Annotated in this window: 14 protein-coding genes and 7 tRNA genes; 20 read left to right on the top strand and 1 reads right to left on the bottom strand. The window is 36.7% G+C overall.

Annotation, left to right across the window (positions count from 1 at the left end; all coding sequences use genetic code 11):
• Positions 1 to 2: 2 nt before the first annotated feature.
• The 16 genes from KJS44_RS09280 to KJS44_RS09205 all read left to right on the top strand — a co-directional run bounded on the left by KJS44_RS09280 (position 3) and on the right by KJS44_RS09205 (position 7682).
• Complete coding sequence (locus KJS44_RS09280) at positions 3 to 641, top strand: V-type ATP synthase subunit D (protein WP_008687685.1); 639 nt, start codon at positions 3 to 5, stop codon at positions 639 to 641.
• A gap of 167 nt (positions 642 to 808) precedes the next feature.
• Positions 809 to 885: transfer RNA gene (locus KJS44_RS09275), tRNA-Arg, on the top strand.
• A gap of 7 nt (positions 886 to 892) precedes the next feature.
• Positions 893 to 969, top strand: a tRNA-Pro gene (locus KJS44_RS09270).
• A gap of 6 nt (positions 970 to 975) precedes the next feature.
• A tRNA-Met gene (locus KJS44_RS09265) sits at positions 976 to 1052 on the top strand.
• Between the two features lie 12 nt (positions 1053 to 1064).
• Positions 1065 to 1141 (top strand) — tRNA-Ile (locus tag KJS44_RS09260).
• 17 nt (positions 1142 to 1158) lie between these two features.
• Positions 1159 to 1249 (top strand) — tRNA-Ser (locus KJS44_RS09255).
• Positions 1250 to 1293: 44 nt separating this feature from the next.
• Positions 1294 to 1370, top strand: a tRNA-Met gene (locus tag KJS44_RS09250).
• Between the two features lie 3 nt (positions 1371 to 1373).
• Positions 1374 to 1449: transfer RNA gene (locus KJS44_RS09245), tRNA-Phe, on the top strand.
• Positions 1450 to 1911: 462 nt separating this feature from the next.
• A complete protein-coding gene (locus KJS44_RS09240) occupies positions 1912 to 2427 on the top strand; it encodes an RNA polymerase sigma factor (RefSeq protein ID WP_008687687.1) in 516 nt (171 codons plus the stop codon).
• Positions 2424 to 3143, top strand: coding sequence for a hypothetical protein (locus tag KJS44_RS09235; RefSeq protein WP_008687689.1), 720 nt, complete (start codon positions 2424 to 2426; stop codon positions 3141 to 3143). Before KJS44_RS09240 ends, KJS44_RS09235 begins: the two co-directional genes overlap by 4 nt.
• Complete coding sequence (locus KJS44_RS09230; protein ID WP_008687691.1) at positions 3133 to 4026, top strand: ATP-binding cassette domain-containing protein; 894 nt, start codon at positions 3133 to 3135, stop codon at positions 4024 to 4026. Before KJS44_RS09235 ends, KJS44_RS09230 begins: the two co-directional genes overlap by 11 nt.
• Positions 4004 to 5347, top strand: coding sequence for an ABC transporter permease (locus KJS44_RS09225; protein WP_008687693.1), 1344 nt, complete (start codon positions 4004 to 4006; stop codon positions 5345 to 5347). Before KJS44_RS09230 ends, KJS44_RS09225 begins: the two co-directional genes overlap by 23 nt.
• Positions 5348 to 5642: 295 nt before the next feature.
• Positions 5643 to 6416, top strand: coding sequence for a hypothetical protein (locus KJS44_RS09220; protein WP_008687696.1), 774 nt, complete (start codon positions 5643 to 5645; stop codon positions 6414 to 6416).
• Positions 6416 to 6613: a hypothetical protein gene (locus tag KJS44_RS09215; RefSeq protein WP_008687699.1), complete on the top strand. Its 198-nt coding sequence runs from the start codon at positions 6416 to 6418 to the stop codon at positions 6611 to 6613. The genes KJS44_RS09220 and KJS44_RS09215 overlap by 1 nt, the downstream gene beginning before the upstream one ends.
• Before the next feature lie 15 nt (positions 6614 to 6628).
• Positions 6629 to 6997 carry a GntR family transcriptional regulator gene (locus tag KJS44_RS09210; protein WP_008687700.1) on the top strand — a complete coding sequence of 123 codons (369 nt, stop codon included), beginning with the start codon at positions 6629 to 6631 and terminating at the stop codon, positions 6995 to 6997.
• Positions 6981 to 7682 (top strand): ABC transporter ATP-binding protein, encoded by a 702-nt coding sequence (locus tag KJS44_RS09205; RefSeq protein WP_008687702.1) that lies wholly within the window; start codon positions 6981 to 6983, stop codon positions 7680 to 7682. The genes KJS44_RS09210 and KJS44_RS09205 overlap by 17 nt, the downstream gene beginning before the upstream one ends.
• Before the next feature lie 117 nt (positions 7683 to 7799).
• Here KJS44_RS09205 and KJS44_RS09200 read toward each other — a convergent pair whose 3' ends face one another.
• Positions 7800 to 8366, bottom strand: a complete 567-nt coding sequence (locus tag KJS44_RS09200; protein WP_008687703.1) for a hypothetical protein — start codon at positions 8364 to 8366, stop codon at positions 7800 to 7802.
• A gap of 201 nt (positions 8367 to 8567) precedes the next feature.
• On the opposite strand from KJS44_RS09200, the gene KJS44_RS09195 reads away from it, so the two are divergent.
• Genes KJS44_RS09195 through KJS44_RS09180 form a run of 4 tightly spaced genes read left to right on the top strand, consistent with a single transcriptional unit; the run spans position 8568 to position 14496 of the window.
• On the top strand, positions 8568 to 9839 hold the full coding sequence (locus KJS44_RS09195; RefSeq protein ID WP_008687706.1) for an FHA domain-containing protein: 1272 nt from the start codon (positions 8568 to 8570) through the stop codon (positions 9837 to 9839).
• The gene (locus tag KJS44_RS09190) at positions 9836 to 13933 is read left to right on the top strand and encodes an FtsK/SpoIIIE domain-containing protein (protein ID WP_008687708.1); all 4098 of its coding nucleotides are present in this window, start codon (positions 9836 to 9838) and stop codon (positions 13931 to 13933) included. Before KJS44_RS09195 ends, KJS44_RS09190 begins: the two co-directional genes overlap by 4 nt.
• Positions 13926 to 14180, top strand: a complete 255-nt coding sequence (locus KJS44_RS09185) for a hypothetical protein (protein WP_008687711.1) — start codon at positions 13926 to 13928, stop codon at positions 14178 to 14180. The genes KJS44_RS09190 and KJS44_RS09185 overlap by 8 nt, the downstream gene beginning before the upstream one ends.
• Before the next feature lie 13 nt (positions 14181 to 14193).
• A complete protein-coding gene (locus KJS44_RS09180) occupies positions 14194 to 14496 on the top strand; it encodes a WXG100 family type VII secretion target (RefSeq protein ID WP_008687713.1) in 303 nt (100 codons plus the stop codon).
• The last annotated feature ends 8 nt before the right edge of the window (positions 14497 to 14504 follow it).

The raw sequence follows: 14504 nt of genomic DNA, 5'->3' as shown, positions 1-14504 counted from the left end.
TCATGGCAAATAAACAGGTATTTCCTACGAAGGGAAATCTGATTGCGACGAAAAAGTCGAATGCGCTGGCTCATATGGGATATGAGCTTATGGATCGTAAACGGAATATTTTAACGCGTGAAATGATGGGTTTACTGGATGATGTCAAAATGTTACGTGATGAAATAACTGAGACTTATCAACGTGCATATGCGGCTTTACAGCAAGCGAATATGACGTTGGGTGTTATCAGTGATCTGGTTGAAGCAGTTCCTATCGATAATGGTATACATGTGAGTTATCGCAGTGTCATGGGTGTTGAAATTCCTAAGATTTCTTATGATAAGCCGGATTATACTTTGAGTTATGGTTTAGAACATGCGAATTCTAAATTGGATTATGCGTATCGCTGCTTTTATCGTGTGAAGGAGCTGACCGTTGTTTTGGCGGAGGTTGAGAATAGTGTTTATCGCTTGGCAAATGCTATTCGCAAGGCGCAAAAGCGAGCAAATGCGTTGAAGAATATCGTGATACCGGATTTTGAAGGAAATATTAAATTCATTAGTGATGCGTTAGAGGAAAAAGAGCGCGAAGAGTTTTCTCGACAGAAGGTTATTAAAGCAACGAAAGATAAAAAAAGTAGTCAGGAACGGCCTTTGTAGCTGTTCCTGATGATGTTAAAATGCTTTAAATAAAGGGTTTTAAAAGAGCCGTAAAAAGATTCAAAAAAGTTTTTAAAAAATTGAAAAAAACACTTGCATAAGTAGGAATTATTTGTTATTATATTAGGGCACTGATGAAGTGCAAAAGAAAAAATGGTTTCATAAATGCGCCCATAGCTCAACTGGATAGAGCGTTTGACTACGGATCAAAAGGTTGCGGGTTCGATTCCTACTGGGCGCGCCATTTATATCGGGATGTAGCACAGCTTGGTAGTGCACTTGATTTGGGATCAAGGGGTCGCAGGTTCAAATCCTGTCATCCCGACCATTATTTGGCTGGGTAGCTTAGTTGGCTAGAGCATCCGGTTCATACCCGGAAGGTCGCGAGTTCGAGTCTCGCCCCCGCCACCAATTTGGCTAAATGGACCCTTAGCTCAGTTGGTTAGAGCAGCCGGCTCATAACCGGTCGGTCGTAGGTTCGAGTCCTACAGGGTCCACCAAAATAAAACTATATTTTGGAGGAATACCCAAGTGGTTGAAGGGTCCGGTCTTGAAAACCGGTAGGTCGGGAAACTGGCGCCTGGGTTCGAATCCCAGTTCCTCCGCCATTACGTTATTCAAATATGTGAAAACCGAATCGCTCATTAAACATCGCGGGGTAGAGCAGCCTGGTAGCTCGTCGGGCTCATAACCCGGAGGTCGTTGGTTCAAATCCTTCCCCCGCAACCAAATGGTCCCGTAGCTCAGTCGGTAGAGCAACGGACTGAAAATCCGTGTGTCGTTGGTTCAATTCCGACCGGGACCACCATTTGAATAACTGGCCGTCTCTAGATGAGGCGGTTTTTTTTGTGTGGAATTGAACATTCGGATATGTCCGTTGCTTACATTCCTCATTAACGTCTATTCGAAAAAGTGGCGGGGGAAGGATGCAACATGCACGTGAGGGCTGCTCTGCCTGTACAATGGCGGAGAAATAAACCTACCGGTTTTCCAATCATGAACATGTTACTTGGGTATGACGTGGCGGGGGCTATTTTCATAACGTTCCCGCGACCTTGCTTACCCGTATGGATGACAGGATGAACGCAATTTTATGCTCAATTGATCTCGTCAAGTGCACTTCGTTCCTAACAGGGTAGTCAAACGCACATCCATAATCGTACACACCTTATTGTATTTCAAAATAGGCGTTACTACGACACGCATAAAAAAAACGATTAAAAGAAAACTTTTTTTCTGATTTATCAGTTAACTATATGAGGAGGCTGCTATGAAAGAACATACAATCATAGAACACATACGACATGGCGATGTGAATGCACTCGATACGTTGATCCGTCAATATTATCCACAGATATATTCCTATGTCTATGCACGTGTCAAACATCGTGATATTGCAGCAGATATTACACAAGAAGTCTTTATCCGTTTCACACAACATATTGACTCCTACACCTTTCAAGGAAAAACCAAACAATATTTACTAAGAATTGCCATCAATCAGTGCAATAGTTGGTATGCGAAATACAAAGAAATAGCATTGCCGGATGATTTGGAAATTGCTGATGAAAAAACAGAAGATACATACGATCGACAACGATTGATTTTTTATCTTAACAAATTGCCGGATGAACAAAAAGATGTATTATTGTTAAAATACTTTGAACAATTAAAAAGTAAAGAGATTGCAACATTACTAAACATTAGTGAATCTACGGTAAAAACGCGTGTTCGTTTGGGCTTAAAAAAACTTAAAACGTATATGAAAAAGGAGGAATGGCTATGAGAATACATTGGAAAGAATTGCGGCAATATGATGAAAAGGCAATGGAAAAAACGATAGCGCAATGCCAAACACTAATGAAACACAAAGAAAATTGGTTCGTCAGTAAAAAAACAGCCTATCGTCAATTTGCGAAATTAGAAATTAAACGTATAAGTGTAGTATATGGCTTCTTTTTACTCTGTTTACTATATTTTTTACTTTTTTCAGAACAAATGAAAATCGGAATCGTGTTGCTGTATTATCTGTTACTAGGGTCCTATTTTCTCTATCAATTATATGAATTTAAAAATAATGATATGGAAGAATTAATGCAGGCACTTCCAATTCATGAAGGTAAACGCTTTATCTTGCATATGTGTACGTTTCTTATTATACACCTCATTAGTTTTCTAAGCTTTTCAATAGTTGGCTATCTACGTATGGACATCTCCATGTTAGAAATCATGCAATTAGCCTTAATACCTTTATTCCTGGCACATGGTTGTATGTTGTTTTTCTTAAACAGAATCAAACGACTTTATACAGCTTTCATCAGCTATATAATATTATTTTTGTTCTTTAGCAATTTCTTTCATCCAATCTTGATTAACAGTAGTGCACTGCAGTTAGGTTGGATCCAAACACTTATTGTGTCATTGTTCTCTACCGTATTATTTCTGATTGCCGCATATCGATATGGCTTAAAATTACAAAGGAGGATTCATTATGGAGCTTAAGACACATCATCTCAGCAAATTTTATACAAAAGAAAAGGCAGCGGTTGCCGATGTGAATCTTGTTTTGCAAGAAGGTATTCATGCTTTATTAGGAGCAAATGGAAGCGGGAAGACAACACTTATGCGGATGTTGTGTGGTATTTTAAAACCAAGTGAAGGTATAGTTACCTTTAATGCTAAAAATATTATGGAAAATTATGAAGAATACATTCTTCATTTGGGCTATTTACCGCAAAATGCAGGATTTTATATGAATTTCACAGTAATTGAATTTCTCCAATATATTGCCGTATTAAAGTGTCTGGAAGCTGATTATGCAAAACGGAAAATTGATGAGCTATTGGAGTTATTACATCTAAAAGAACAGTCCAAAAAGAAATTGCGTCAATTATCTGGTGGTATGCTACAGCGTGTCGGTATTGCACAGAGCCTGTTAAACCATCCTAAGCTATTGATATTGGATGAGCCAAGCAGTGGCTTAGATCCTAAAGAGCGTATTGCCTTGCGGCAGCTATTATCGCGTTTAGCAAAAGATACTATTGTGATTCTTTCAACTCATATCGTCAGTGACATAGAAAATATAGCAGATGATATTTTGCTAATGAAAGAAGGGCATATTCTCTTCCAAAAGACAGTAACAGATACATTGCAAGAATTAAAAGGACACGTTTATGAATTATTAACAGCAGAAAATGAGCGAGAAATTATTGAAAAAAATTACACAGTAGTGAATTGTAAAAGAGTAAGTGAAGGTATCCTGTTTCGTTTGTTAAGTGACGATATGAAAGATAAGCGCTCAATTGTTGTAGAACCAACATTAGATGATGTATATTTATCTTATTTTCATGAGGAGGCTGAATATGTGGAAACTAATTTGTTATGAATGGAAAAAGTTAGCGAAAAGCCGTTCCAATTTATTGCTGTTCGTGGTGTTGTTAGCGGCCTGTGCTTACCAGATTAAAACGAATGTAACAACGGATATAAAAGACTATTATTTCGTATCCGATGAACATCTCGATGTGGTGAAAGAACAACAAAACTTTGCGAACAAAAGCTTTGAAGAGTTACAGAAACAGATGGGCGCCATCCATTACAATGAGATTGATCAAGAGCATTATAATTCTAGTCGTTCTTTGGATGAAAATTATATGAAGGTAACGTATGGTACACACTGGAAAGAACTTGTAAAGGCATATGAAGAGCACACTTTGACGCAAGAAATGTTGAATGATTGGAACGTTATGAGTCAAGATGATACCCAGCAACAGTCGATTGTAAGACTGGAAGATTTTACGATACATTATCTTTATACTGATGAAAGAGAGGTATCCGATCTTAAGGCAATGTTTCCAGATACGGTGATATTAACGAACCGTCAAGATTATCTTTATACCAAAGAAAAAGCTGAGCAAGGTTCCACACAGTGTTTTTTGAAAGAGTGTAATGGTTTTAATGCGATGTACTACGATACGTTAAATACCCGCTTTCTGAATGCGTCAAAGACCTATCATCCCACCATCCTAGCTAATAAATATTTTGATGAAATCATGCGAGTGAATTTTCTTGTTCTATTGCTCATCAGTATTTTGTTAGGCAATATTTACAGCAAAGAATCAAGTGAACAAACAATGATATATCTTTGTACAAGCAAGGCTGGATGGAAAAAAGTATCTATCGCTAAACTCATTGTCGCTTTGACTATTGGCGTATTGATTCCTATGCTGATACCAATTATCTCCAGTTTGGTTAATTATCTACGGTATGGTGGTTTTGACTTACAGATGTTTTATTATGGCATCGGTGATGTATCTGCCAATAGCATCGTACCTTATATTTTTACGAATGGGGAACTTTTAATAATCGTGTGTTTTGCATTGTTGGTTGGCTATACAGCATTGACATTAACATGTTTAACAATATCACGTTATGTAAAAAATACGTATATTGCAGGGGTCAGTGTTTTAATGCTGACGATATTACCCATCTATAATATCTTTACGTTGCAAAGTACCAATCTCAATGTCTGGTTTCCATCCTATCTGTTAATGCGGATATTTGATAATTTGGGGTATACATCACAATTGTTTTTCCAATTTGGCAGTATAACGATTTTACGATTATGGCTATATGTATTGGTTTGGTTTCTTGGCTGTGGTATATGTTTATTACTTATTCATCAGAAAAATAAGAAACATCTTATATAATTTCTCATTGATTGGTAATCTAATAACCTTATGATGTTAATGTCATGAGGTTTTTTTACAAGATAACCTACAGAGATATGAAACAATAGTTATGAAATTAAGATAATCTTTGGGAATTGCGACGCTATATAAAAAGGAGAAACAATTCATACGTTATCCATAACGTTAGTGATCTTTATTTTCCATAACACATATCAAGTGAAATAATGGTTGACACAACTGGCAGATCAATGTATTATTGTATTAGATGATTAATACAATAATACATCTAGTAAGAAACAAGGAGGGAATAAAAGTGTTTTGGAAATTATGTAAACATGAATTGAAATGTTCATATCGAGGTTTTCTTATTTTATATGCAATCACATTATTATTGGCGGTGATGATCAATCCAAGTATAGATTCAATGTTTGTGGTAACATTAACATTGATTTATGGATTGCTGCTATGTGTTATCCTAATCATGTCGATGTATGTCATCATTAAAAATTATCATACATCCATGTTTGCCAAACCGGCATATTTAACCCATACACTACCGGTATCTACGACAAAGCTGTTAATTGTAAAAATTTTGGTAGGGCTTATTTGGTTTGCACTATCCTATGGTGTTATCCTTGCCTCCATTATTGTCATTGGTTTATCTGTCGACAATTTCGATCTACAGCTCCTTTTTAAGGCATTTTCGCATATCCATATTTCATGGGGAGCAATCTTATATGCGGTATACACTGTGCTAGGTGTTGTGGAAAGTATTACCTTATTATATCTTGTAATTGATATTACTCATACGACACATATCCAACGTTTCCGTGTCCCTATTGCTATTGTGCTGTTTTTAATTATTTCTTGGGTATCATCGGAGATTATGAACATGTTCATCAATCCCGGACAAGGTTCTTTATTACAAATGGTCACAAGCAATGCAATGATAGGACAAAATATAAATACGACATTGTTAACAGATATGACGAAATTACTCATTTTATGTGGCTGGGAATTATTGTTAGTTTGTTTGTATTTCTTCTCAGGTAAGTATTTGATAGATCATAAAATAGAGGTAGAATGATGAAGGATCTTAAGGAAAAAGTACTTATTATTGCGTTGATTCTGCTATTTTCCTTTTGGTATTTGTATACCGGATATCTGGTCTTTGATTATTTTACGATCGGATGGCCATTTTATCTGATTGGTATCCTCATTTTGCTGATTATTATAGCAGCATGTCTGCATACAGTAAAACGTATGAAAAATGGTGAGTACTAAAAAGGAGTGATCTTGATGGACTTTGATACAAATCTACCAATTTATTTACAAATTATGACCGAAATAAAACGATTGATCATAACAGGAACTTATAAACCATCACAAAAAATTCCTTCTGTACGTGAATTGGCAATTGATTATGGTGTAAATCCAAATACGGTACAAAGAGCGTTAAGTGAACTTGAACGCGAAGGACTCGTGGCAAGCGAACGAACGAGTGGGCGTTTTATATGTGATGATATTGAACGTATACAAAAATTAAGAGTAACAATGATGAAAGAGAAAACAGATCAATTTCTAAGAGAAATACATGAATATGGATTTGATGAAGAGGAATTGATGGAAACGATAAGGGAGCGATTACAAAATGGAAAATCTTGTTGAGATTTGCGGATTAAATAAAGCATATGGTAATAAGCCGACATTACATGATATAGATATATTTTTACAGCCCGGACAGATTGTTGGTTTGTTAGGACCAAATGGCAGTGGTAAAACAACTCTGATCAAAATATTGACGGGATTGTTAAAGGATTATAGCGGTGTTGTAAAAATCAATGGAAAAGCGATTGGCACGGAAACGAAAGCAATCGTATCTTATTTACCTGATGAACCTTATTTCTCAGATTGGATGAAGGTTAAGGATGCATTATCAATTTTTATGGATATGTATGCTGATTTTGATTATGCGAAATGTCTGGAAATTATGAAAAAGTTCCAGATTGAGGAAAATGTGCGGATTAAAACGATGTCGAAAGGAACAAAAGAGAAGTTTCAACTGGCTTTGGTCATGAGCCGCAAAGCTAAGCTGATTATCTTAGATGAACCAATTGGTGGTGTTGATCCTGCGGCACGTGAAGTGATCTTAGATACGATATTGGAAAATTATTCACCTGAGCAGACCATTTTAATTGCCACACATTTGATTGCTGATATTGAACGAATTTTCAGTAATGTTATTTTCATTAAGAAAGGTAAAATTGTTTTGAATAAAGAAGTAGAAGAAATTCGTCAGGAAAGCAACAAGTCGATAGATGAATTATTCCGTGAGGAATTTCGTTATGAATAAGGCGAAAAAATAACTGTTTTAGCATAATAATGACGTATAGAATCATTCATTAGGAATGAGGATATACGTTTTTTTGTTATGTGATGGATGTAGTGGACTAGACGAAAATAGCTTAGGCTATTTAGATGGTACATTTTCATGTAGTAAATACGACAGGAACAGACTCATGCCAATCGTAAAAGATATTTCTAATAAAGTAGAAACGCCTCCATTTAATAAAAAAAGCAAACTGTCAAATACAACAAGGGTAAAATATTTAGGAAAAGCTTTCCTAAAGAAGCGATAATCTTTTTTAAATGTATCGAAAAGAAAATGAAAGAATAACAGGACATAGCCAATGGTTGACCACATAGCAAGCCGTGTATGCCATTTGGATAATTGAGGATATTGCATAGGATCATAGGGAAGACAGACAGATATGATCATGATGATACAGACAACACCTAAGCAAAACTTACCCAAAGATGATGTATAGCGTAACGCTTGCATGAGTTTCATTGTATACCAGAAAAAATAGGCGGCAGCGCTGCTTGCCCATATTATTAAATATACAGGATGATGTAATGTATTTCCAAGGTAAGATAAGTTTTCTGTTAGGGGAGCACAGTACCATAAGGTTCCCAGATTTATTATACAAATCAAAACAATGGCAATGTACTGTATGAATTGATTCCTATCCTTCATGGCAACTCTCCTTTTCTAATGTCATTATTATACACAAAAAACAAGTAGATAAAAAGAGATCATTCATTATGACATGGATGATGATTTGACCGTATTTGTTATCAGTTTTTATGAACCTAAAATAAAAAAATGAAATAAATCATTAAAAATTACGTTTTTTTGATTTTAAAACGTATATACAAGGTGAAGGGGGATAGAGCAATGAATGATAAGCTGAAAAAGATGGAAAAACGTGAAGATGGTTTTTTAGAAGTTCAGTTGAAACGTCTGGCTGATTTTGATGACTATCTGTTTCAGAAAATGCATGAGGATGCAAGCTGTTTACTTTGTATACGTGATTACCGAAGTAAAAGCCGTTTGTATTATGATCTAAAGGGACATCTCACATTACGTTCTTATTTACAGCAACATGCTTTTGAAAAGGGAGAATTTCTTGCTTTTTTGCTTTTCATTTTAGAAGATATGGTTCGTGTCAATGCCAGCAAACCCATCTGTTTAGATGTAGAATATATTTTTTTATCAGCTGATGGAAAGCATTTAAAATTTCTTGTTTTGCCATTACAAGAAGATGGTTGGTTATTTCAAAAAGAGGAAGTAAAAGCCTTTGTTAAACAGTTGTTGAGTGCGGTACATACGAATGAAGATTATGAAACAGCTGGATTATTGGTTCAAATATTAAAACAAAAAGAATTCACATTGCCTGTCTTGTTACAACAATTGCATGCATTACAGGAACAAACGATGGCAAAGTTAACTTGGTGGCAGCGCATATGGCATAAAGAGAAGGAGGCTTATTATGTAAGAGATCTACCTAATGTACAAGTTTATCCCAGTATTCTGCCGGAAATTTCCATTCAGGAAGAAAGGCTGTACTGTGGGACACAACAAAAGATGAAAGAAGAAGATACATCTGACAAAGCTTCGAATAAGGTTAAAATAAAAAAGAGGAAACGCAGACAGGGAAAGAAAGATCAAAATTCAAATAGTGATGCTATACGAGCAGCTATGGAGGATAAAGAAAAGGTAATAGAAAAGGCAGAAGATCAAAGTAACAGAAGATTGGATAAAGTGGATATTCCAAGCTTTCCAAATGAGTTTGCGCATAATCATCAAGTGAAAGAAGAAGCATATTCGACAATAGACAAGAGAGAGGACAGCTATGCGCAAACTGTGGTTTTATTTGAAGAAACAATACCTTATTTGGAAAATGTGGATAGTCATGAGCGAATTATCTTAATCAAAGAACCTTTTACGATAGGAAGAAGCCCGGATAATGATCTTTGTTTACAGGCGTTGGAAGTATCAGCGTATCATGCGGCGATGGAAAGTTCGCAAAACCTTTTAAAAGATTTGCATTCCTCTAATGGAACCTTTGTGAATGGGGAAAAGATTCATGAACAAAGGCTACAGGATGGTGATAAAATCGCTTTTGCGAATCAGTGCTTTTATTATCATAGCAAGGTTTCTTCATGAATAGGCAAGCAGCAGAGTTATTGTGTTTACATAGCTCATTTTGTTTATATACCAAAGAAAATGTTACCCAAATTGAATTACTTATAAAAGAGCGTGCCAAGTATTGGCTGTATTTAGAATCAAAAGATGAACGCATACCTGTGATGGAGGTAAGCTGGGATAGTAAGCTAGGCTGGCATTGGTATGGTAATCAACAGTTTTATGATGCGAAGCAGCTTTGTGAAGGCTTTTTGAAAAGAGCACATATTCATCAATTTTATGGACAGCCAAGTTTACGTTTATTATTACAGCAATATGATACTATGCCCCAATTTCGTTATTACGCTTTATCATATAAGCAAATTCTCATTGGTCGTGGAAAAGATTGTGAAATTCAGTATGAACAACCTTATGTATCATTTCATCATGCTTTATTGCGTTGTGAGCAAACACAATGGGTGCTTAGTGATCTGCAAAGTCGTAATGGTGTGTATGTGAATCAGCAACGTGTGAAAGAAATAAAGCTACAATGTGGCGATGTTATTCATATCATGGGGTTGCAGCTGGTATTTGGTCATGATTTTTTTATGGTGCAGATGTTAGAAGGTGTCCGCGTGCGAAATCTCTCATATTATCAATTGCCTACTGAACAAGCGTTATCTCCACAGCAATTCTGTTTAAAGGAAAGTAGTGTCCATTTTCCAAAATTTTCGATAGAGCCAATTACCATAGAACCACCGAATGACAAAGTGCCACAAAATCAGCTTCCCTTATGGCTTTCCCTAGGGCCTTCCTTAACGATGGGCATTTCATCAATTGTGATGGGGATATCAGCATGGATGCAAGCAATCATACTGAAACAATCTATATGGCAAAGTATGCCTTCTTTGGTCATGGCTGCCAGTATGGCGCTTTCAACCATATTGTGGCCAATCATAAGTCGTTCCTTTGAAAAACGACAACAACTTCAAAAACAACGACAATATGAAACCGTGTATTTGTCCTATTTAGAAAAAAAACAAAAGAGTATAGAGGATCAGGTCAGTGCTAAAATTGCTTATATGATAAAGCAAAAACAGCTTTGGTTATTAGGAAATGAAAAGCTGCAAGAGCAGGCGCATCCAATATGGTTTCTAACAAAGCAAGCGAACGGCTTTTTAGATGTCTTGTTAGGGGAAACTAGGATGAGCTTGCAAGTGCCTTTGAACTATCAACAACAAGAGTTGTCGCTGTATGAGACATCTATAACAAAAGCGTTTTCCCGTTTTATTGAGCAAGCTACGTTACAGCTTCAACAGACGATTACGCATTCTTTTGGTGAGCACCGTAGTCTAGCCATTTGGGGTGAAGAGAGTTTATGGATGAGCTTGCAATTGGTATTGCAACTATGTCTGACGCACTCACCAAAACAATTAAAACTTTTTTTAATTGGCGATGAATATCTGACACGAGCGTGGCATTTACGTTTTTTACCTCATGTTTTCTTAGATCAACAACGTTTACTTATAACTGATCGCCAGTCGGTATCCTATTTATTAAATAGCCTGCAAAAGTTACAACAACAGAATATTACATGCCTTTTGGTTTATTTTACATCTTCTAAGATGTCCTATCTTCCCATTGATGAATACATAAAGCAATATGCATTTCTACATGTTTTACAACAAGCAAAGGAAAAAACTTTTTTAGCATCGGCAATGGAAACACTTTGTTATGTGCCTCGGCGTGATTTGGCATATCTTCAGCAAGCTGGTGAAAGCATATCATTTCAGCCTTTTCCATGTGCAGATGATGTCATAAAAAATAATTTTCAAGTTATCGACAGCTATACCAAAATGTCTTGTGTAACAAGTACGAAACTGTCGTTTCTGTCTATGTATCATTGTGGGAATGTATCGCAACTAGATGTATTACATCGTTGGAAACAAAGAAAGCAAAAACGTTCTTTAGCTGTCATTGTGGGAAAAGATCAACATGGTGAAATGGTGTATTTAGACGCCCATGAAAGCCGCCATGGACCACATGGTTTGATTGCCGGCATGACGGGATCAGGAAAAAGTGAATTTTTAATGACATATATATTGTCATTATGTGTTTGTTATAGCTGCGAAGAAGTGAGTTTTGTATTGATAGATTACAAAGGTGGCATGATGGCAAACGCATTTGCCAATGTCCCACATATCGCATATTGTATGACGAATCTAGAAGAAGGGAATATGTATCGCTTTATGCAGGCGCTAGATGCGGAATTGAAATATCGTCAGCAGTTGTTTCAAGATACTAAAAGACAGCTTGATGTGGCTACGGTAGATATGGATGCTTATCAACACTATTATCGTGAAGCTCTTGTAAAAAAACCTTTGGCACATCTGTTTCTGATTGCTGATGAATTTGCTGAATTGAAAACTCAACAGCCACAATTCATGGAACAATTAAAACAAGCAGCGCGCATTGGTCGAAGTTTAGGCATTCATTTGGTATTGGCTACACAGAAGCCATATGGCATCATCGATGATCAAATATGGAGCAATGCGCGTTTTCATATATGTTTAAAGGTGCAGGATAAAAGCGATAGTATGGATATGTTAAAAAAAGAGGATGCATGTAATCTTCAACAGGCTGGTGAATTTTATATGCAGGTGGGAAATGATGAGCTATATTTGCAAGGAATAAGCAGTTGGACGCAAGCCCCGTATCATCCGGAAACAACATATCAAAAACCTTTAGCACAGGATATTTGCTTATATAACGATCAATTTGAAATCATCCATAAGCAACAGTTAAAAAAGCAGGAAGCTTCCTTGCATACCCAGCTGGATGTTATTTGTCATTATCTACAACAACAAAGTGAAGTAGCAGATGATCAGCGCCCGTTCTTTTTGCATGCTCCATTACCGTTTAAGGTACAAGAATGTTTATGTACAGAAAGTGAGCCTTGTTTGGGAATGGCGGATGATATCAGCAAGCGTCAGCAATTTCCATTTCTATTTCCTATTGTGAACATGACACATGCATTGGTTGTGGGAAAGCAAGGGAGTGGGAAAACGATATTTATTGAGAAATTCTTATGGGAATGCGCGAGAATTGCGTACAGGGAGCTATCGGCAATTTATGTTTTGGATGGTTTTGCCACCAAGTTAAAGGTTTTGCAACAATTAGATATAGTTGCGAATGTGATGTGTATGAAAGATAACGAATATGTGGAAAGTTTATTTTATCAGCTGCAACATGAAACCTTATGGCAGGATGATACAAAGCATATATTGCTTATCATTCATGGCTATGAGCAATGGAAGGAAAGCTATCCGCAACTGGATGATGTATTAACTTCCGTATTTTTAAAAACGCCTTTTGTGCATATTTTCATGAGTGTTACTGCAATCGCTTTATTACCTTATCGTCTTCTTACTTATTTCGCGCAACGTTATGTTTTGCAACTGCCGGATTCAAGTGAGTATGCCTGTTTATTAGAAGATACTTCGTTGCGGCCTATGGCACAAAAAGGCAGTGGTCTTTTTATCAGGCAACAGCGCGTGATGCTATTTCAAATTTATCCATATGCAAACAGTATACAAGAACAATTGCTGCTTGCCCAAACACAGGGACAAAGTGTATATGCTGTTCCTATCCTTCCCAAACATATATCAACGCAATACCGTAGTGATGCTTTGTTTTTAGGAAAAGATATAGAAAGTAAAGAAGATTGTTGGTTAATGCTCGATTCATGTTCCTATCTTTTCATATGTCAGGCTTTTCAATATGCAAATGCGTTTATCGCTTATCTTAATGAATGGAAACAACGTTTCCCAAGTTATGCCCAACACTTATCGCTGTATCAAGGTACATCTTCCTTACCGCAACAAGAAAACCAGCGCATACCAGTATTACTACAAAATCTTACAACACTTAGCGAGCTGCAATTGTTGCCATGGTATGTGCAGGCTTTGTATGAAGGGGATATTTTGTGGATTGGAAAAGGATTGCAGGAAGCAGCATCAATATTGAAACTGCCTATGGCATGTATGGATAAAGAATTACAGGAGCACGAAGCTTTATGGTATCGAAAGGGGGAAATACGATGGATACGTGTATGGGAGGACGATCAACATGGATGAAAGAATTTTGGTGGAGACGTGCCTACCAGTCGTGCAAATGCGTTTTGATGCAGGTCTGGCATCTTCTTTGACGATTCAACAGGCGATGCAGCTTTTATATGAAGCAGCGATGCAACAGGTAGAGAAAGGAGTATGGATACCAAAGCCAATCTTGTTGTATAACGCTAGCAATAACTGTGTGCTTAGAAAGGATAGCACAATAAAAGAGGCAAGGGTCCAAAGCGGTGATTGTATATATTTATTTTAGGAGGTAGTTTATCATGAGTGTAAAAATCAATGTAGATCCAGCACGACTAGAGGCAAGCGCTTCTCACATAGAACAGATGTATATGAATTATGAACGTGAATATCGTCGTTTGTTTCAAGATGTTCAAACGATGGGAAATAATTGGCAAGGAAAGGATAATCAGGCATTTGTTCAGCAAATTAATGGCTTTGTGAAAGACTTTGCCTCAATGCGAAATTTGATGAAGGAGTATGCAGAATTTTTAAAAGCATCGGCTAGGGCATATCGCAATACACAGAATGAACGTGCACAACAAGCACGGCATCTAATAAATTAGGAGGGCGT

This window comes from Longicatena caecimuris, assembly GCF_018406465.1.
In the GTDB taxonomy this organism is placed as follows: domain Bacteria; phylum Bacillota_I; class Bacilli_A; order Erysipelotrichales; family Erysipelotrichaceae; genus Longicatena; species Longicatena caecimuris.
Note: the sequence above shows the minus strand (reverse complement) of the source record. Positions and strands in the feature narration are given on the sequence as shown.

Excerpts from the sequence above, each read along its gene's own strand:
- KJS44_RS09280 (WP_008687685.1), top strand. The coding sequence starts at position 3 with ATGGCAAATAAACAGGTATTTCCTACGAAGGGAAATCTGATTGCGACG.
- KJS44_RS09235 (WP_008687689.1), top strand. The coding sequence starts at position 2,424 with ATGAGAATACATTGGAAAGAATTGCGGCAATATGATGAAAAGGCAATG.
- KJS44_RS09225 (WP_008687693.1), top strand. The coding sequence starts at position 4,004 with ATGTGGAAACTAATTTGTTATGAATGGAAAAAGTTAGCGAAAAGCCGT.
- KJS44_RS09185 (WP_008687711.1), top strand. The coding sequence starts at position 13,926 with ATGGATGAAAGAATTTTGGTGGAGACGTGCCTACCAGTCGTGCAAATG.
- KJS44_RS09215 (WP_008687699.1), top strand. The coding sequence starts at position 6,416 with ATGAAGGATCTTAAGGAAAAAGTACTTATTATTGCGTTGATTCTGCTA.
- KJS44_RS09190 (WP_008687708.1), top strand. The coding sequence starts at position 9,836 with ATGAATAGGCAAGCAGCAGAGTTATTGTGTTTACATAGCTCATTTTGT.
- KJS44_RS09195 (WP_008687706.1), top strand. The coding sequence starts at position 8,568 with ATGAATGATAAGCTGAAAAAGATGGAAAAACGTGAAGATGGTTTTTTA.
- KJS44_RS09205 (WP_008687702.1), top strand. The coding sequence starts at position 6,981 with ATGGAAAATCTTGTTGAGATTTGCGGATTAAATAAAGCATATGGTAAT.
- KJS44_RS09210 (WP_008687700.1), top strand. The coding sequence starts at position 6,629 with ATGGACTTTGATACAAATCTACCAATTTATTTACAAATTATGACCGAA.
- KJS44_RS09180 (WP_008687713.1), top strand. The coding sequence starts at position 14,194 with ATGAGTGTAAAAATCAATGTAGATCCAGCACGACTAGAGGCAAGCGCT.
- KJS44_RS09240 (WP_008687687.1), top strand. The coding sequence starts at position 1,912 with ATGAAAGAACATACAATCATAGAACACATACGACATGGCGATGTGAAT.
- KJS44_RS09200 (WP_008687703.1), bottom strand. The coding sequence starts at position 8,366 with ATGAAGGATAGGAATCAATTCATACAGTACATTGCCATTGTTTTGATT.
- KJS44_RS09230 (WP_008687691.1), top strand. The coding sequence starts at position 3,133 with ATGGAGCTTAAGACACATCATCTCAGCAAATTTTATACAAAAGAAAAG.